This window comes from Chitinophaga ginsengisoli (assembly GCF_003014595.1).
Lineage (GTDB): Bacteria > Bacteroidota > Bacteroidia > Chitinophagales > Chitinophagaceae > Chitinophaga > Chitinophaga ginsengisoli.
The window spans coordinates 401016-417207 of sequence record NZ_PYGK01000001.1; the positions used below are offsets into that span (position 1 = coordinate 401016).

Here is a 16192-nt window from a genome sequence, read left to right on the forward strand (position 1 = left end):
TCACCGCTGTATCCTTACCTCACGTTTTTTGGTCAGGAACTCGTTTGAATAGATATCCAGCAGGAGGATGAACATAGAGATGAGCAGCGGACCGAAAATGAGCCCGATAAACCCAAAAAGATTCACACCTATCAGTACTCCGAAAACGGTGATCAGTGGATGCACGTCACCTATCTTCTTGGCCAGGATAAGGCGGAATAAATTATCCGAAGTGCCTACTATCGCAAAACCATATACCAGTACACCGATGCCCTGCCATGTCATATTGATGGCAAGGAGGTAAACACCCATAGGCACATATACTGCCGCCGCACCAACAACAGGCAGCATGGCCGTAAAACAGGTCACGGCAAACCAGAAGAAGGGCTGGGGAACCTGGAAAATGAAATAACCGGGTAATGATACAATACCTTGTATCACCGCAATCAGGGGAATTCCGACCGCATTGGCGATCACCAGTTTATGGAATTCAGTCCCGAGCCGTAATACGTTTTCATCTTTCAGGGGAATATATTCATACAGCCAGGCCTCCATTTCTCTGCCGTTCACCAGCATAAAATACAGGATAAAATAAAGTATAGCGATGGCAGTTAGGATATTAAATGTGGCTCCCAGCAGTCCTGGCAACACAGAAGTTATATATTCCTGTAGCCGCTCCAGTCTCACCTGCGATAGGATATCTATTTTGGTAGCCGCCTGTATCCGGTCATTCACTGTTTTAAGGCCGCCAATCAGCTCAGAAGAATGGGTGACTGCATAACCGACCTTATTGGTCAGCATGTTGATGAGCATACCGAAAGGCAGTAGTATGATAATGAATGACATGAACATCAGTAGTGCCGCGGCGAGGCTTTTGCGCCACCTACGTCCTTCCACCAGCCGGAACATATATTTTCTGCTAAGAATATACATGGTAATGGCACCGAGAAATCCGGGGAAAAATGTATACAGTTCAGAGAAGAGTACATATGCCAGCAGTACAATGATCAACAGAAAGCTGACCTGTTTGATACGCTCGTTGTCTATTACGCTCATAAGGTTGAGAGGTTATTCTGTCAGTAAATGATAATGGATCGTGCAAAAAGAATACCGTTCCCTGCAATAGTACCGGCTGGTATAAGTAAACCAATCATCCGCATAAAGTGTTTAATCAGAACAGGTTAACGGGCTCGCTCCAATACAAGGTAGTATTTTATTAATAGTGATTACACAAAGATTAAAATTATTGGAATAGTGTTTGTAATCTGTATAATACGAATTATAAAACCATTGTTCATCTTTTAAAACTTTAATTTTATGGCGAACAACAGTTCAAAAGCAGTTGTGTCATTCATTGTTGGTGCCGCAGTAGGTGTAGCCGTTGGTTATTTCCTGAATTCTGACAAAAAGGACGAACTCGTGGAAAAGCTGAAATATCAGGCGGATAAATTGAAAGACAAGTTCAAGAAAAGGAAAGAACACTTCGAAGATGCGCTGGAAAACGAAATGGCGTAACACCTTGTGGCAAAAAAAATATTTGCATGGAAGATAATTTCAGCAATTACTTCAATCAGACTGGCAAGGTTGCCAGGGAATACCTGGAAACCCGTTTGGATCTGATCAAACTCCAGGCAGCAGGAAAGCTATCAAAAGCCTTAGGGCTATTCTTCTCATTGATACTGGCTTTCCTGCTGTTCTTTTTCGTCATTGTATTTCTGGGTATGGTACTCGGGTTCTGGATAGGAGAGATGACCAATAGTTTTACCATTGGCTTCTCCTGCTCGGCTGCCCTGTTTATTGTGCTGCTGGGCATTCTGCTTATCTTCCGCAAACCACTGATCCAGGTTCCCTTATCCAATATGCTGATCAGGGAACTAATGAGTGAAATGGATATAGAAGGGGGGAAAGACGAAGAAGAAAGCGCCCCAAAAAAGGAGGAAGAAAGGGAATACGAGAGAAAAGGAGTGGAAGAAGATGAAGAATTATACGAACAATTATAATCATTGAAAGAGTAGTGATAAACCTTTACACATGCCCAAGGTGAAAGTAACCAACGGAGACCTGTTACAGAAAGAGATAAACCGGCTGAAAAAACGCTCCCGTGCATTGGAACATGAATTAGGTGACCGGGTGCAATATTTAAAAGGGAACTATGGAAAAATGGCCCTGAACTCTGTGCTTCCCGGCAGTGCTAAAAATAGCGCTGTTTTGGGGGTATTGGGGCGCGTTGCAAAAGTGGCCTGGCAGAGCGGTAAGTTCAAATCATTAAGTACCAGTGCGCTGATGACAGCACTGGAATTCGCCGGTGTTCGGCTGGGTATCAATCTCTTTGACAAGTTCCGGAAAGGTCGCAGCAAAAAGAAGAAAGCTAAAGCTGCAGCCGAAAAAGAAGAAGATTAAGGCGTTGTTATCCCCAAACCTTTGTTCCCTCACTACAGTTCGCACAGATATCAATATGTTTACGGCCCTGCTGGATCTGTGTCCTGAACCGGATATAATTATCGTTATGCCACAACTCCTTCAATGATTCCTTTTTGAGATCCCCCAGTTTATGCTGCGCATCTTTATCAAAACAACAAGGTACTACCAGTCCATCCCAGGTAATTACCGGGGAATGCCATAAACGCCAGCAGTGGTTGCCCATTTTATTCTTGATAGCATAGGTACCGTCGTCATTCTTGTGGTAACGGCTGTATTTATCAATAGTCGGGATCAGGCGGTTACCTTCCTCATAATCGTATACCTGGGCCGTCTTAAAGCGAACTTCATCCACACCGATCTCCTTGGCTAGTTGCTTTATATCCTCAATCTGATGCTCATTAGGTTTTACGACCAGGAACTGGAAAAAGACAAACGGCGTTTTTGAGTTTAGTTCTTTTTTCCATTTCACGATATTCTTTGCGCCTTGTATCACTTTCTCGAGGTTACCACCTACACGGTATTGGGTATACACATCCTGTGTTGTACCATCGATGGAGATGATCAACCTGTCCAAACCGCTTTCTACTGTTTTACGGGCATTCTCCTCGGTGAGGTAATGGGCGTTAGTAGAGGTGGCTGTATAGATACCTTTCGCATGAGCGTATTTCACCATTTCCAGGAAGCCAGGATTCAGGAAAGGTTCTCCCTGAAAATAAAATATCAGGTATAAGAGTTCTTTATAGATCTCATCTATTGTTTTCCGGAAGAAATCCTGCTGCAGCATGCCAGTAGGACGGGTAAAGGCCCTTAATCCACTGGGACATTCAGGGCACCGCAGGTTACACGATGTTGTTGGCTCGAATGATACCGAGATAGGGTAACCCCATTGAATAGGTTTGCCGGTCCATTTGCTTACAAAGTAGCTGCTTAACACCTTGGCGGCGTTCCAACCACGGCGTAGCGTGAACTTGGACATCAGATTGAGGGTATCATTTAGATTGAAATCAGGCATAACAACATCACTTATTGTTGTAAAATTAAGATATCTATGCCGGTTATGTATAATAATAATTATACTTGCTGTGAAATTGGGAATAAGATTGAAAATGTGAGCATTAAATCCCATCCCTCTAATGTGAAAAGCCGAATAAATATAAAGTGCCAAAACTCCGAATTAAGAAATCCAGGCGTTTAGTTTTCGCCCTGTTATTCCTCCTATGTGCAACATTTGGAGCATGGCTATGGTGGCGAGAGAGAGAGGAAGCCCTGAATTTTGTCAGGTATGAAGAATTTGGGATCGACATGCCGGTTAATTATTCCATTCATGGGATTGACGTATCGAAATTCCAGAAGAATATTAACTGGGCGGCGGTAGAACAGATGCAGGTGGAACGTATCCATATCTCTTTTGCATTTATCAAGGCGACGGAAGGTATTACCCGGCAGGATGCCTCATTTAAGCAGAATTGGCAGAAAGCCAGGAAGGCAGGTATTGTAAGGGGGGCATACCACTTTTTCTATTCCACCCGCGACCCGCTGAAGCAGGTGATCAATTTTCAGAATGTTGTGCAGCTCGAATCGGGGGATCTTCCGCCGGTGCTGGATATAGAAGTACATAATAATCAGCCGCCGGCAGTGATCAGGTCTACAGCCAGGATCTGGCTGGAAGAGATGGAAAAGGCTTATGGGGTAAAGCCGATCATTTATACTAACATACACTTTTACGAAACATATCTTGGAGAGGAATTTGACCGTTATCCCTTATGGGTGGCCCACTATTATCAGAAAGAGCGGCCATCTACACAACGCCACTGGTTATTCTGGCAGCACAGCGATATAGGCCGGGTGAACGGGATCTCTACTACGGTTGATTTCAACGTTTTCAGAGGGGACAGTCTGGAACTTCGTAAATTATGCCTCCCTTAAATATAATTGATATGGAAAATCAGGAACCACAGCAGGATAGAAAGGAGCCTTTCGATATGAGGATCGTGAACTATTTCGTTCGGATCATGCGGACGGTGTTCCTGGGTTTCTTCTGGATGTTGATAAATGTTTTTCTAGGGTTATATCTAGGGTTTGCCATACCGGAAGAGTCTACTCCCGGCAGAATGATCTTTTTCTATAGCTGGCTGGTGCTTTCACTGGCAGGCTACCTGTTTATAGTCTGGAAGATGTGGCGGAAAAACGAACATGTGCAGGACAATTACGACTAAAAAAGAAGTGATCAACTATAGCATTACTCTTACAGGCTTTTGGGCCCATACGGGTAACATATAATTGATCACTTACGATCCTACAGCAATGTGGACTGCTGCAAATATGCTTGTTGCATACCTTTGATTATGCGGGCAACATCTTCCTGAGACCTGCCGGTTTTCCGTCCAAGCCTCATATACAGTTCCCTCTCTTTACCTCTTTCAAACACCAAGTCTTCGTCTGAAAGTTCACTGAAACGCTGCTTTAGCAGTTTCTTCAGTACCGACCACTGGTATCCCCGGATGTTCATAGTAGCATTTATTTTTTTGTTATAGAATTTTATATTGTAGATAATCCAAGTTGCCAATTTTCGATTGCTCGTCCGTGTTTTGCGTCAGGGTAACTGTGCACTATTGCTGAGGTATAACTATCATGGTTATCAACACGGCTGGATGATAGAATGTTCAATATCTATGCCATTAGCAAGCGCATAAAAGTTAAAACAATGTTAGTGTTTTCAGACGCTATTCCTCTGCAGTATTGAGTTTGGAGTAACTATATTATAATATTGTTAATAGGAGGCCTGCTAAAAAAATGCTAAAACAAATCAGATGGCCAAAAGTGCAATCTATTGCACCAAACCCGGCCTATGCCGCTTTGTGGAAAGTGCTGCACATACGATACAACGGTTTGGGGTGTGTTGTGTGGAGCCGGTTACTCATAACTGCCGTGTAACGCGCAATTAGCGTGGATTTGAGACATGGAACAGACTTTGCAAAGTATAAGTTGTACGAACGATGACGCATTTTAAAAACCTTCAAACGGAAATGTATGCTAAGTGAAAAAGAACATGGAAAGGACGATAAGAAACCTTCCAAAGAAGCAAATGAGATTGAACAGCATCCCGTTGAGATTTTAAAAACCGACAAAGCAGATAATTCTCGTAATCCACTGCATGTAGACCTCTCAGAGAAGCCTGAAAAAGAAAATGCAGTGGTGCGCGATCAGGATACTAATAACTAAGTCGTTACCATAGTTTTTATTGATTGACCTCTTAATGTAACCATGGTATTCCCGCTGAGGGAAAAACGATTAGTAACATTCTTCTTTAATGTTGTGGTGTATAGCAGGCCGTCCCATTCATGGGATGGTTTTCTTTTTCTAGCTACTATGGTCTGCAATGATCTTCCAGCTACCTTTAATGCGCTTGATGATGAGCGTGAAATGTCCTTCAAGATCACCTACCGTTCTTTGCAGGTGCCATTTACCTACTACAAAATAAACATCTGAGGCCAGCGGCTTCATTTCCAATATGTTGAACGTCAGCTTTCCCATAGCTGTTGTGTCAGGATAGGACTTTTTATAATTATCCAGGGTTGCCTTCCAGCCATAGGTAGGGCCTCTCTTCCCGATAAATATCAGGGAATCGGATTGCCAGTAGGTGGTCATAAAAGCGTCGAGGTCGCCCCGGTTCCAGGAGGAGGTTTGTTGCTGTAATAATGTTCTGATGGCAGACTGCGGCTGCTGTGCGCGGGCCGCTGTAAACGGAGCGGCCAACAGGATAAGGAACAATAATAAACGCATGGTAATTTTTAGTAAAAGATAAACAGTTTTTGCGATGCAGGGCAATCTGATTATACTACCTTTGCAAAAATCAACAACTTATGCCCGGATATGAATTTTTTGGCCCGGAAGAACGCAAGGAAATAAACGATGTACTGGAAACAGGCATTTTTATGCGTTATGGCTTCGATGGTCCCCGTAAGGGTATCTGGAAAGCTAAAGAGCTTGAACAGGCCATTTCTGAAAAACTGAACGTTGCCCACACACAGCTGGTATCCAGCGGTACCGCCGCCCTCACAACAGTAATGGCTGCATTGGGAATTGGTGCCGGAGATGAGGTGATTATGCCCACATTTACATTTGTGGCCAGCTTTGAGTGTATCATTTCCGTAGGGGCAACACCTGTCCTGGTAGATGTGGATGATACCCTGACACTGGCCCCCGCAGCTGTGGAAGCCGCTATTACTCCCCGCACCAAAGCGGTGATGCCCGTACACATGTGTGGCGCCATGGCCGACCTGGATGCACTGAAGGCGATCTGCGACAAACACAACCTGATTTTACTGGAAGACGCCTGCCAGTCTTTTGGTGCCAGCTATAAAGGCAAAGCGCTGGGAACGATCGGTCATGCCGGTGCATTCTCATTTGACTTTGTGAAAACGGTTACCTGTGCTGAAGGCGGTGCTATTGTAACAAACGATAAGGATATTTATATCAAATGTGACGGATATTCCGACCATGGTCATGATCACCTTGGTGTAGATCGTGGTGCTGACCTGCATCCATTTATCGGGTATAACTACCGTATCTCCGAACTGCATGCTGCTGTGGGCCTGGCGCAGGTACGCAAGCTGGATACCTTCCTGAGTATCCACCGGAAAACAAAAAAGATCTTCAAGGATGCGCTGGCTACTGTGCCGGGCGTAACCTTCCGTCGCCTGCCTGATGCAGATGGCGATAGCGCTACCTTCCTCGCATTCTTCCTGCCGGAAGAAAGTCAGGCAAGAGCAGCAACCGCTGCCATGAAAGCTGCCGGATTACCAGCCTTTTACTGGTATGACAATAACTGGCACTATATCCGTAACTGGGAGCACTTCAAGCAAAGCTCCATGCTATTCCGTTTTGCACCAGGACTACAGCAGGCTATGGAGCTGTATAAAGTAAAACAGTTCCCTGTTTCAGACGCTATCATGAGCCGCTGTATCTGTACGCCGATCAACCTGAGCTGGAGTGATGAAGAGGTACAGCAGCGTGCTGAGAAATTGGTGAATGCAGTAAAGAGCGCCCTATAAACGATAAGCATGAAGAAAGTAGCCTTGATTCCCGCCCGTTATGGGGCTACCCGTTTCCCGGGTAAACTGATGGCTAAGCTGGGAGGTAAATCCGTTATTCTGCGTACTTATGAAAGTACCGTGAATACCGGCGTGTTTGACGAGGTAATGGTGGTTTGCGACAGCGAGATCATTTACAATGAAATTGTCAGCAACGGTGGTAAAGCCGTGATGAGCAAAAAGGAACATGAGTGCGGTACCGATCGTATAGCAGAAGCTGTTGCAGACCGTGCGGATGTTGATATCGTTGTGAATGTACAGGGAGACGAGCCTTTTACCCAGAAAGAACCGCTGGAAAAGTTGCTGAAAGTATTTGAGGGGGAAGAAGGTAAACAGGTACAGGTAGCCTCCCTGATGCAGGTGCTGAAAGACCCGCAATCCATCGAAGACCCGAACTATGTGAAGGTAGCGGTAGATAAAAAGTTCAATGCCCTGTTCTTTTCCCGTTCTGTCATTCCTTACCCACGCGACAAGAATATTCAGACCGTATATTATGAGCATATCGGGATCTATGCATTCCGCAGGCAGACACTGATGGCCTTTACCCAAATGCCGGTAAGTCCGCTGGAAGCTGCGGAAAAGATAGAATGCCTGCGCTACCTGGAAAATGGGATCCCCATGAAAATGGTGGTGACAGAATATATGGGTGTGGAGATCGATACGCCGGAAGATCTGCTGAAGGCGGAGAAATTACTGTAATACTAAATCATTAAACGACTGAGATGAAATTCAGGAACTTTAAAATGGTCGATTACGTGGTGTTTGGCCGTGGTGCGTTTGACCAGCTTGATGAGATACTGGCTCCCCGCCGTAAGGGCGAAGCGCCAATGATATTCTTTGTAGACTATTTTTTCCAGGGTAACGAGGCTTTTGCTAAACGTATTCCCCTGAGAGGTAAGGATAAGATCGTATACATTGATGTTACTGACGAGCCAAAGACCAAATATGTGGATAAAGTAAGAGACGAGTTGGTAGCGGAATTTGGTGAAGTAAGCGGTATCATTGGTATTGGCGGTGGTTCCGTAATGGACATGGCCAAAGCGGTATCACTGATGATGAAGAACCCCGGTTCTTCCGCGGACTATCAGGGATGGGACCTCGTGAAAGTGGCCGGTGTGTATAAAGTGGGTATTCCTACGCTGTCTGGTACTGGTGCTGAAGTAAGCCGTACTTGTGTACTGACCGGGCCTACCCGTAAACTGGGTATGAACTCCGACTTTACACCTTTCGACCAGATCGTACTGGATCCTGAGTTAATAAAAGGCGTGCCGGCAAACCAGCAGTTCTATACAGCGATGGATTGTTATATCCACTGTATCGAATCTCTGCAGGGTACTTACCTGAATGCATTCAGCCGTTCATACGGAGAAGAAGCATTGCGTCTCTGCCAGGAAATCTTCCTGGAGAAAAACACCTGGGATGATGATGCAGACGAAAAACTGATGATGGCGTCTTATGCAGGTGGTATGAGTATCGCTTATTCGCAGGTAGGGGTGGCACACGCGGTAAGCTATGGCCTGTCATACCTGCTCGGTACCAAACATGGTATTGGCAACTGTATCGTGTTTGATAAGCTGGAAGAATTTTATCCGGAAGGGGTGAGAGAGTTCAAGCAAATGGTGAAGAAGCATAATATTGACATCCCGCAGGGCATTACCAAAGGTCTGTCTGACGAGCAATTCAATGCGATGATCGACGTATCTCTGGGCATGGCGCCATTGTGGGAAAATGCATTGGGTAAAGACTGGAAAGAACAGATGACGCGCGAGCGCCTCCGTACATTGTACGAGCAGTTTTAATATAAACATTATTAACTACTTATAAGAAAAACCCCCTGCTGAAAACAGGGGGCTTTTCTATAAATAACTTATCGCAGGAATCTTCTGATAGGTACCCCCCGCATATGAACAAAACGCCACATGACCTGCAGTCGGCGGTTGTGATAAATAAACAGGAGATAGCAGGCCGCCATCAATGTCACGATAGCTGTACTGTAGAATGTGAGTGAGAAGAAGCGGGCATCATTGTGATAGATAAAGGCAGACAGATAAGCGCCAAGGCCGATACCTGCTTCCATTGCAATATACATGGTGGCCAATGCGCGGCCTTTATGTTCTGGATGACCAAGGTCGATCGTCCAGGCGGTGATAGCCGGGGAGTTCATACCTACAGATACGCCATACACAACAGCGGCAGTCAGCATCATGGCCGGCGTATGTGAAATAGCCAGCAGGAAAACACCGGCAGCCATAGTAATGGTGGATATCTTCAGGATTGGTACACGGCCATATTTATCAGACACTTTACCGGCCAACAGACGGATACTGATAGATGCGCCTGTAAAGAAGGTAAAGAACAATCCTTTATTCTGAATGCCCAGGTAAGTGCTGAAATCCGGAATGATGGTGAACAGTACGCCGTAGCTGAGATATGTCAGGAAGATAACGATCACCGGCGCCAGTACCAGGGGCTCGAATATTTCACTCTTGGAGATCTTTAATGTGGATAAGCGGAACGGCTGTTTGTTTTGCAGCGTTTCCCGCATACCACCCACCAGGATCACAACAGACAGCAATGCAAATACTGCGGACACCTGGAACATGATGTGGATATCCCAGTGATTAGTAATGTAGCCACCAATAGCAGGCCCCATGGCCAAACCTATTGTACTGAACAAGCCTACCATTCCCATAGCTTCCGCCCTGCGGGTCGAGGGTACAATATCGGCAACATAGGCAGCCGTACCGGTAGGCTTAAATCCTGTGGAAAAACCATGAAAGAAACGGAGTAATAAAAAGGCGCCAACTGAGCTGACAAGTGGGTACAACATGCTACATACTACACACACCAGCGAGCCGAAGATCATGACCGGTACACGGCCGACTGTATCTGTCAGCTTTCCGCTGAAGGGGCGGGACAATCCGGCCATCAGTGTGAAAAGTGCAAGAATATATCCTTTGTAATCCTCTCCGCCCATCCGGGTCAGATAGGCAGGCAATTCCGGAAGCAACATGTTAAAGCTGGCGGAAAACAGTGCATTGCTGAGGCATAACATCACAAAATGGAAAGTGTAAATTCTCCCGGGCGACTGATCCATGCAGCAAAGTTACAATAAAGGGCAGAACCCCAGCCCGTTAAGGTGAAAAATACAACTTATATTATTTTACCAGCCTGCGGCTAGTATGTAGTAAATTTGTAAACACCCCAATGTATAGATATGGAAAACAAAGAGCTCCGTTTGGCAGTCCTCATCGATGCAGACAATATTCCTTACGCCAGTGTAAAAGCCATGATGGAAGAAGTGGCCAAATACGGGATACCGACTTTCAAACGGATATATGGAGACTGGACAAAACCTACCCTTACCGGCTGGAAAACGGTCCTGCTGGATAATGCCATTACGCCTATCCAACAATACAGCTATACCAGCGGCAAGAACGCCACAGACTCGGCCATGATCATCGACGCCATGGATATTCTTTATACCGGAAGAGTGGACGGGTTCTGCCTCATTACCTCCGACAGCGACTTCACCCGTCTGGCTACCCGGCTGCGGGAAGCAGGGATGCGTGTATTCGGGCTGGGAGAGAAAAAGACGCCCAGTGCTTTCCGGGCTGCCTGCGATAAGTTCATCTACCTGGAGATCCTGGCGGGTGTAGGCAAGGAATCGTCTGCCAAAAAGAAGACAGACAAAGGAAATGGAAAAGGCATCAGCAAGGCAGACAAAGATGTCATCAACATGCTGTCGTCCAGCATCAATGATATTGCAGATGAAGATGGCTGGGCCTACCTGGGAGAGCTGGGAAATCTGCTGCTGAAGAAACAACCCGACTTTGATGCCCGTAACTTTGGATATAACAAGCTGTTACAGTTAATCAAAAGCTTTGAGGATTTCGAAATAGATATCCGCGAAAGCAGCAAGAAGATGGGGAAGCTGGTCTATGTCAAGGTAAAATAAGACATAAAAAAGGCTGCTCTACTTTTGGAGTAAAACAGCCTTTTTAATATCTTAATAAGTTGGATACTAGCGCTTAGCGTATTTAATAGCAGCGTAGAGGAACATTAATGCAAACAGAGCGATAACACCGAAAGTCAGATAGTGAGCAATCTTGTCTCCAGCCCTGTAAAAATCAGTAGTCTCTACGTTATTGATTACTTCAAGCAACATAAAAAAAATGTTTAGTGGTCAGGGCTGCAAGTTAGCGCATTCTGTTTAAAAATCCCAACATGCATATTCGCCTAATAGTTTGCGAGTTGCTCTATATATTGATGCATACGTGTTTTAGCCAGGAAATTTTTCTCCAGTGATGCTGCAAACGGAACCGGTGTATCCAGTCCGGCACAGCGCATTACGGGAGCATCCAGCAGTGCAAAGCAATGTTCTGCTATCCATGCGCTGATCTCTCCTCCCAGCCCGCCGGTAAGCGTATCTTCATGAAGAATTAACACTTTGCCGGTAGCGGTCACTGCTTCCCGGATAGCTTCATAATCCAGCGGCAATAAGGTACGCAAGTCCAGGATGTGAATAGATAACTGCGGATGTTGTTTGCTGTATTCCAGCGCCCAGTGTACACCAGCGCCATAGGTGATGATACTGATATCGTCTCCGGTCTGTATTAAGTTGGCTTTCCCGATTTCTATCGTGTAGGGTGCTTCCGGCACCGGACCGCTGATACTGCGGTACAGCGCTTTATGTTCGAAGTACAATACAGGATTAGGATCTGCAAATGCAGCCAGTAACAGGCCCTTGGCGTCTGCCGGGGTGGCGGGATATACTATTTTCAGCCCGGGTACGTGTGTGAACCAGGCTTCGTTACTCTGGGAGTGGAAGGGGCCAGCCCCTACACCAGCGCCTGCCGGTAGCCGGACCACAACATCGGCGGTCTGCCCCCAGCGGTAATGGATCTTTGCCAGGTTATTGACGATCTGGTTGAAGCCGCAGGTGACGAAATCGGCAAACTGCATCTCCACCATACTTTTGTACCCCATCAGGGATAATCCAAGTCCGGCGCCCACAATGGCGCTTTCACAAAGGGGCGTATTCCTCACCCGTTCCTTTCCATACCTTGCAACAAAACCATCTGTGATCTTAAAAGCACCACCATATTCCGCAATATCCTGTCCCATGAGTATCAGGTTAGGGTACTGTACCATTGCCTGATCCAGTCCTTCGGAAATGGCATCGATGAAACGTTTATCATGGGTAGCGGCACCCGCAACCGGAGGAATAGGTGAGGGCGCAGGAGCGTAAATATCCTTCAGTTCATCCGCTTCGCTGACAGGCGGAGAAACTTCCGCCAGGGCGGTATTGATCTCCCGGTCTATTTCATGTTTCAGCGCTTCCCGGATATCGTGAATGCCTTCTTCATTGATGAGTTGCAGGAACTGTAAGAAGCCTTCAAAATGCTGGATGGGATCCTGTCTGGCCCATTCCTCGAGGAGGGCAGGAGGTACGTATTTGGTACCACTTGCTTCTTCATGACCCCTCATGCGGAAGGTCATCGCTTCTATTAAAACTGGCTGTTGTTCGTGCAGGGCGTGACGTTTCGCCTCTTTTATAGCATGATACACTTCCAGGAGATTATTCCCGTTGATGCGCATGCCCCGCATACCATAGCCGGCGGCTCTTTGTACAAGCTGTTCACAGCGGTATTGTTCTTCTACCGGGGTGCTTAATCCATAGCCGTTATTTTCTATCAGGAAGATGACGGGCAAGTCCCATACAGCCGCTACATTTAGCGCTTCATGAAACTCACCTTCACTGGTACCACCTTCGCCGGTAAAGGCCAGGGATACCTTGTCTTCCTTTTTTAGTTTATGTGCCAGGGAAATGCCATCAGCAATAGATAGCTGAGGCCCCAGGTGAGAGATCATGCCACAGATGTGATGTTGCCGGCTGCCGAAATGAAAAGAACGTTCCCGTCCTTTGCTAAAACCCAGCGGGCTGCCCTGCCATTGGTGGAACAGTTGCTGTAATGGCATCTGCCGTGCAGTGAACACACCAAGGTTCCTGTGCAGGGGCAGGATCCACTCGTCGTTATCCAACGCTAAAGTGGCACCCACTGCAATAGCTTCCTGCCCGATGCCGGAAAACCATTTGCTTACTTTCCCCTGCCGCAGCAACAGCAACATTTTCTCTTCTACCAGCCGGGGATATAACAAGGCTTTATAAAAAGCGAGCAATTCCCCATCACTGATGTGTGCACGTTCAAAATACATGGTATTAAAACTCAGTCGTTATCGCCTCCCGCAATGCTATGCATGATACCGCTTACAACGGTCAGGACCAGGCTGAAGATCAGCGCCCAGAAGAATCCGTCCACTTTGAATCCTTTTACAAGGTTAGAAGCCAGCAGTATAATGACAGCATTGATCACCAACAGGAACAATCCCAGTGTAAGTATCGTAGCAGGAAGTGTTAGTATAATCAGTATTGGTTTTACCAACAGGTTCAAGATAGCCAATACCAATGCAAGTATAAGGGCAGTCGTAAAATCCTTAATAGTTACACCTGGCAGCACATATGCAGAAAGCATGGCAGCCAGCGCCGTTACCAGTAAGCGGATGAGAAAGTTCATGTGATGAATTTTTTCGGGAAGGTAACAAAATTGATGTTATACCGGCTTACAGAAAATCATCGCTTTCCCTGTAAGCTTTTATCACGGCCAGTTCGCCCTCTTTACCGGGGTTGGCATTACCGTGCTCCATACCTAACACGCCTTTGAAGCCTTTTTTATGTAAGTGCTTGAATATGTTCTTATAATTGATCTCACCGCTGGTAGGTTCCTTGCGGCCTGGATTGTCTCCTATCTGGATATACGCAATTTCATCCCAGCATAGGTCCATCACCGGGATCAGGTTGCCGGTATTGCGCTGCATGTGGTAAATGTCGTAGAGGATCTTGCAGCTGGGACTGTTCACCGCTTTACAGATACCATAGCTCTGTTCTGCGGTACGCAGGAACAGGTCCGGGTTATCACTCAATGGTTCCATTACCATGATCAGCCCTTCTTTTTCCAGTACGGCTGCCCCCATACGGAAAGCTTCAATCACGTTGGCTGTTTGTACGCCAATAGGCAGGTTCCTTTCAAAATAACCGGGTACCACGGTTGCCCACTTGGCATTCACACGTTTGGCCGTTTCCAGTGCCTGCTTACATATTTTTACGAAAGCATCCTTGAACTCCTGTTTACCCGTAGTGAGGGATACCTTCCAGTTGTCGCCTGCATCTATCACAAAAACGCCCATCTGCATACCCAGTTTGCTGAGTAGTTTTCCGATCTTTTCCTGTTCTGCAGGATCACGTTTCATCATGCCATTATCTTCTATGGCCCGGAAACCCTGGTCATACATAAACTGGATCTGATCTAAAAAGCTGGCGCCACCATTGTTTTTAAACATCCCATCGTGGGGGGCATAGTTCAGGTTAAAGGTTTTCCCGGCAGGTGTAGGGTTTGTGAGACCGTTGCCTGCCGCTGCGGCCGTACTGCCTATAGCCAGCGTGGATAGTCCTGCCAATGTGCTTTGCTGAAGGAATTTTCTTCTTTCCATAACGTTAAAGGGTTGATTGCATGAATACTAAATGTAATCGCTTTTTGATTCCGGTGCAAGGGGCAAATGAGGAAAAGTGTACACTTGACGCCTTTTCGCAGAAAAACGTTGCATTCCATTATTTGATTTAATAAATTCACAGGCATTACAGGTTTTATCTTTCAAGAAGTGTTATGAAAAACAGACTATTGGCCTTATCGCTGGGAAGTATGCTGACCGGTACGGCATTCGCACAGGAGACTATCAACCAGCCGTTTGCCACGTATGAAGAAAAGCTGCCCGGCACTACATTGACCTTTAAAATGGTGCCTATCCCCGCAGGAGAAGTCACCATCGGAAGCCCGGAAAATGAGAAAGGAAGGGATGCTGATGAAGGCCCTCAGAAAAAAGTGAAGATCGCTGCTTTCTGGATGGGCGCTAATGAAGTGACCTTCGAGCAGTATGACGTATATTCTGATCCGGAGAAAGATAAAACACCCATTCCTGATGGAATGACAAGGCCCAGTCCTCCCTATATTGATCTGACGCTTGGCATGGGGAAAGTAGGCGGTTACCCGGCCAACAGTATGAGCCAATATGGTGCACTGATGTACTGCAAATGGCTGTATGCAAAAACCGGTGTTTTCTACCGCCTGCCTACAGAAGCTGAGTGGGAATATGCCTGCCGCGCAGGCGCTGCTACTGCTTACCCCTTCGGTAATGACGCATCAAAGCTGAAGGAATATGCCTGGTATGCGGACAATAGCGATAACAAATATCACAAAGTAGGAGAGTTGAAACCCAATGCCTGGGGACTGTACGATATGCTGGGCAATGTAGCTGAATGGACGCTGGACCAGTATGATGAGCAATACCTGCAGCATGTATCAGATACTGACCCCTGGAATAAGCCAACAGCCAAAACACCGAGAACCATCAAGGGTGGTAATTATCATGATGACGCAGCCAGCTTGCGCTGTGCCAACCGCCTGAAATCTGACCCGAACTGGAACCGCCGGGACCCGCAGATTCCCAAGAGTTTCTGGTGGAACGCAGATGCGCCCTTCATTGGATTCCGCATCGTGCGTCCGCTGAAACAACCGACAAAAGAAGAAGCCGAGCAATTTTTTGAAACCGTCATAGATCAATACAAAGGTGCCAGATAGCAC

The 16192-nt window shown here is 46.4% G+C and carries 19 protein-coding genes; 11 read left to right on the forward strand and 8 right to left on the reverse strand.

Annotated features, from left to right (window positions below):
* A complete protein-coding gene (locus CLV42_RS01670; protein WP_106600164.1) occupies nt 1-1035 on the reverse strand; it encodes an AI-2E family transporter in 1035 nt (344 codons plus the stop codon).
* 261 nt (nt 1036-1296) lie between these two features.
* On the opposite strand from CLV42_RS01670, the gene CLV42_RS01675 reads away from it, so the two are divergent.
* From CLV42_RS01675 to CLV42_RS01685, 3 genes are read left to right on the forward strand one after another with little or no spacing between them, the layout of a single operon-like run.
* On the forward strand, nt 1297-1494 hold the full coding sequence (locus tag CLV42_RS01675; protein WP_106600165.1) for a YtxH domain-containing protein: 198 nt from the start codon (nt 1297-1299) through the stop codon (nt 1492-1494).
* A gap of 26 nt (nt 1495-1520) precedes the next feature.
* Complete coding sequence (locus CLV42_RS01680) at nt 1521-1979, forward strand: hypothetical protein (protein WP_106600166.1); 459 nt, start codon at nt 1521-1523, stop codon at nt 1977-1979.
* Between the two features lie 31 nt (nt 1980-2010).
* On the forward strand, nt 2011-2379 hold the full coding sequence (locus tag CLV42_RS01685; RefSeq protein ID WP_106600167.1) for a hypothetical protein: 369 nt from the start codon (nt 2011-2013) through the stop codon (nt 2377-2379).
* 7 nt (nt 2380-2386) lie between these two features.
* Here the strand turns inward: CLV42_RS01685 and CLV42_RS01690 are convergent, their stop codons facing one another.
* A complete protein-coding gene (locus CLV42_RS01690) occupies nt 2387-3412 on the reverse strand; it encodes an SPASM domain-containing protein (RefSeq protein WP_106600168.1) in 1026 nt (341 codons plus the stop codon).
* A gap of 146 nt (nt 3413-3558) precedes the next feature.
* Here CLV42_RS01690 and CLV42_RS01695 point away from each other — a divergent pair, with 146 nt between their 5' ends.
* Both CLV42_RS01695 and CLV42_RS01700 read left to right on the forward strand, forming a co-directional pair.
* Nucleotides 3559-4326 (forward strand): glycoside hydrolase family 25 protein, encoded by a 768-nt coding sequence (locus tag CLV42_RS01695; RefSeq protein WP_106600169.1) that lies wholly within the window; start codon nt 3559-3561, stop codon nt 4324-4326.
* Between the two features lie 11 nt (nt 4327-4337).
* Nucleotides 4338-4616 (forward strand): hypothetical protein, encoded by a 279-nt coding sequence (locus CLV42_RS01700; RefSeq protein WP_146154294.1) that lies wholly within the window; start codon nt 4338-4340, stop codon nt 4614-4616.
* A gap of 80 nt (nt 4617-4696) precedes the next feature.
* Here the strand turns inward: CLV42_RS01700 and CLV42_RS01705 are convergent, their stop codons facing one another.
* Nucleotides 4697-4909 carry a general stress protein CsbD gene (locus CLV42_RS01705; RefSeq protein WP_106600696.1) on the reverse strand — a complete coding sequence of 71 codons (213 nt, stop codon included), beginning with the start codon at nt 4907-4909 and terminating at the stop codon, nt 4697-4699.
* Nucleotides 4910-5430: 521 nt separating this feature from the next.
* Between CLV42_RS01705 and CLV42_RS01710 the strand changes: the two genes are divergently transcribed.
* A complete protein-coding gene (locus CLV42_RS01710; protein ID WP_106600171.1) occupies nt 5431-5622 on the forward strand; it encodes a hypothetical protein in 192 nt (63 codons plus the stop codon).
* 138 nt (nt 5623-5760) lie between these two features.
* Here CLV42_RS01710 and CLV42_RS01715 read toward each other — a convergent pair whose 3' ends face one another.
* Entirely contained in the window at nt 5761-6183 is a 423-nt protein-coding gene (locus CLV42_RS01715) for a YybH family protein (RefSeq protein ID WP_106600172.1), read from the reverse strand.
* Between the two features lie 80 nt (nt 6184-6263).
* Here CLV42_RS01715 and CLV42_RS01720 point away from each other — a divergent pair, with 80 nt between their 5' ends.
* The 3 genes from CLV42_RS01720 to CLV42_RS01730 are packed head-to-tail and all read left to right on the forward strand — an operon-like array spanning nt 6264 to nt 9292.
* Nucleotides 6264-7454, forward strand: coding sequence for a DegT/DnrJ/EryC1/StrS family aminotransferase (locus tag CLV42_RS01720; protein WP_106600173.1), 1191 nt, complete (start codon nt 6264-6266; stop codon nt 7452-7454).
* 9 nt (nt 7455-7463) lie between these two features.
* Complete coding sequence (gene kdsB, locus CLV42_RS01725) at nt 7464-8192, forward strand: 3-deoxy-manno-octulosonate cytidylyltransferase (RefSeq protein ID WP_106600174.1); 729 nt, start codon at nt 7464-7466, stop codon at nt 8190-8192.
* 23 nt (nt 8193-8215) lie between these two features.
* A complete protein-coding gene (locus CLV42_RS01730; RefSeq protein ID WP_106600175.1) occupies nt 8216-9292 on the forward strand; it encodes an iron-containing alcohol dehydrogenase family protein in 1077 nt (358 codons plus the stop codon).
* 68 nt (nt 9293-9360) lie between these two features.
* On the opposite strand, the gene CLV42_RS01735 is transcribed toward CLV42_RS01730, so the two are convergent.
* Complete coding sequence (locus CLV42_RS01735; protein WP_106600176.1) at nt 9361-10590, reverse strand: MFS transporter; 1230 nt, start codon at nt 10588-10590, stop codon at nt 9361-9363.
* A gap of 120 nt (nt 10591-10710) precedes the next feature.
* Here CLV42_RS01735 and CLV42_RS01740 point away from each other — a divergent pair, with 120 nt between their 5' ends.
* The gene (locus tag CLV42_RS01740; RefSeq protein ID WP_106600177.1) at nt 10711-11451 is read left to right on the forward strand and encodes an NYN domain-containing protein; all 741 of its coding nucleotides are present in this window, start codon (nt 10711-10713) and stop codon (nt 11449-11451) included.
* Nucleotides 11452-11732: 281 nt separating this feature from the next.
* Here the strand turns inward: CLV42_RS01740 and CLV42_RS01745 are convergent, their stop codons facing one another.
* The 3 genes from CLV42_RS01745 to CLV42_RS01755 are packed head-to-tail and all read right to left on the reverse strand — an operon-like array spanning nt 11733 to nt 15044.
* Nucleotides 11733-13712 (reverse strand): alpha-ketoacid dehydrogenase subunit alpha/beta, encoded by a 1980-nt coding sequence (locus CLV42_RS01745; RefSeq protein WP_106600178.1) that lies wholly within the window; start codon nt 13710-13712, stop codon nt 11733-11735.
* A gap of 11 nt (nt 13713-13723) precedes the next feature.
* Nucleotides 13724-14071, reverse strand: a complete 348-nt coding sequence (locus tag CLV42_RS01750) for a phage holin family protein (protein ID WP_106600179.1) — start codon at nt 14069-14071, stop codon at nt 13724-13726.
* 46 nt (nt 14072-14117) lie between these two features.
* Entirely contained in the window at nt 14118-15044 is a 927-nt protein-coding gene (locus tag CLV42_RS01755; RefSeq protein ID WP_106600180.1) for a hydroxypyruvate isomerase family protein, read from the reverse strand.
* A gap of 173 nt (nt 15045-15217) precedes the next feature.
* Between CLV42_RS01755 and CLV42_RS01760 the strand changes: the two genes are divergently transcribed.
* Entirely contained in the window at nt 15218-16189 is a 972-nt protein-coding gene (locus CLV42_RS01760; RefSeq protein ID WP_106600181.1) for a formylglycine-generating enzyme family protein, read from the forward strand.
* Nucleotides 16190-16192 lie beyond the last annotated feature (3 nt).

Coding starts and splice junctions, on each gene's coding strand:
- CLV42_RS01670 (WP_106600164.1), bottom strand. CDS start 1,035: ATGAGCGTAATAGACAACGAGCGTATCAAACAGGTCAGCTTTCTGTTG.
- CLV42_RS01675 (WP_106600165.1), top strand. CDS start 1,297: ATGGCGAACAACAGTTCAAAAGCAGTTGTGTCATTCATTGTTGGTGCC.
- CLV42_RS01680 (WP_106600166.1), top strand. CDS start 1,521: ATGGAAGATAATTTCAGCAATTACTTCAATCAGACTGGCAAGGTTGCC.
- CLV42_RS01685 (WP_106600167.1), top strand. CDS start 2,011: ATGCCCAAGGTGAAAGTAACCAACGGAGACCTGTTACAGAAAGAGATA.
- CLV42_RS01690 (WP_106600168.1), bottom strand. CDS start 3,412: ATGCCTGATTTCAATCTAAATGATACCCTCAATCTGATGTCCAAGTTC.
- CLV42_RS01700 (WP_146154294.1), top strand. CDS start 4,338: ATGGAAAATCAGGAACCACAGCAGGATAGAAAGGAGCCTTTCGATATG.
- CLV42_RS01705 (WP_106600696.1), bottom strand. CDS start 4,909: ATGAACATCCGGGGATACCAGTGGTCGGTACTGAAGAAACTGCTAAAG.
- CLV42_RS01710 (WP_106600171.1), top strand. CDS start 5,431: ATGCTAAGTGAAAAAGAACATGGAAAGGACGATAAGAAACCTTCCAAA.
- CLV42_RS01715 (WP_106600172.1), bottom strand. CDS start 6,183: ATGCGTTTATTATTGTTCCTTATCCTGTTGGCCGCTCCGTTTACAGCG.
- CLV42_RS01720 (WP_106600173.1), top strand. CDS start 6,264: ATGCCCGGATATGAATTTTTTGGCCCGGAAGAACGCAAGGAAATAAAC.
- kdsB (WP_106600174.1), top strand. CDS start 7,464: ATGAAGAAAGTAGCCTTGATTCCCGCCCGTTATGGGGCTACCCGTTTC.
- CLV42_RS01730 (WP_106600175.1), top strand. CDS start 8,216: ATGAAATTCAGGAACTTTAAAATGGTCGATTACGTGGTGTTTGGCCGT.
- CLV42_RS01735 (WP_106600176.1), bottom strand. CDS start 10,590: ATGGATCAGTCGCCCGGGAGAATTTACACTTTCCATTTTGTGATGTTA.
- CLV42_RS01740 (WP_106600177.1), top strand. CDS start 10,711: ATGGAAAACAAAGAGCTCCGTTTGGCAGTCCTCATCGATGCAGACAAT.
- CLV42_RS01745 (WP_106600178.1), bottom strand. CDS start 13,712: ATGTATTTTGAACGTGCACACATCAGTGATGGGGAATTGCTCGCTTTT.
- CLV42_RS01750 (WP_106600179.1), bottom strand. CDS start 14,071: ATGAACTTTCTCATCCGCTTACTGGTAACGGCGCTGGCTGCCATGCTT.
- CLV42_RS01755 (WP_106600180.1), bottom strand. CDS start 15,044: ATGGAAAGAAGAAAATTCCTTCAGCAAAGCACATTGGCAGGACTATCC.
- CLV42_RS01760 (WP_106600181.1), top strand. CDS start 15,218: ATGAAAAACAGACTATTGGCCTTATCGCTGGGAAGTATGCTGACCGGT.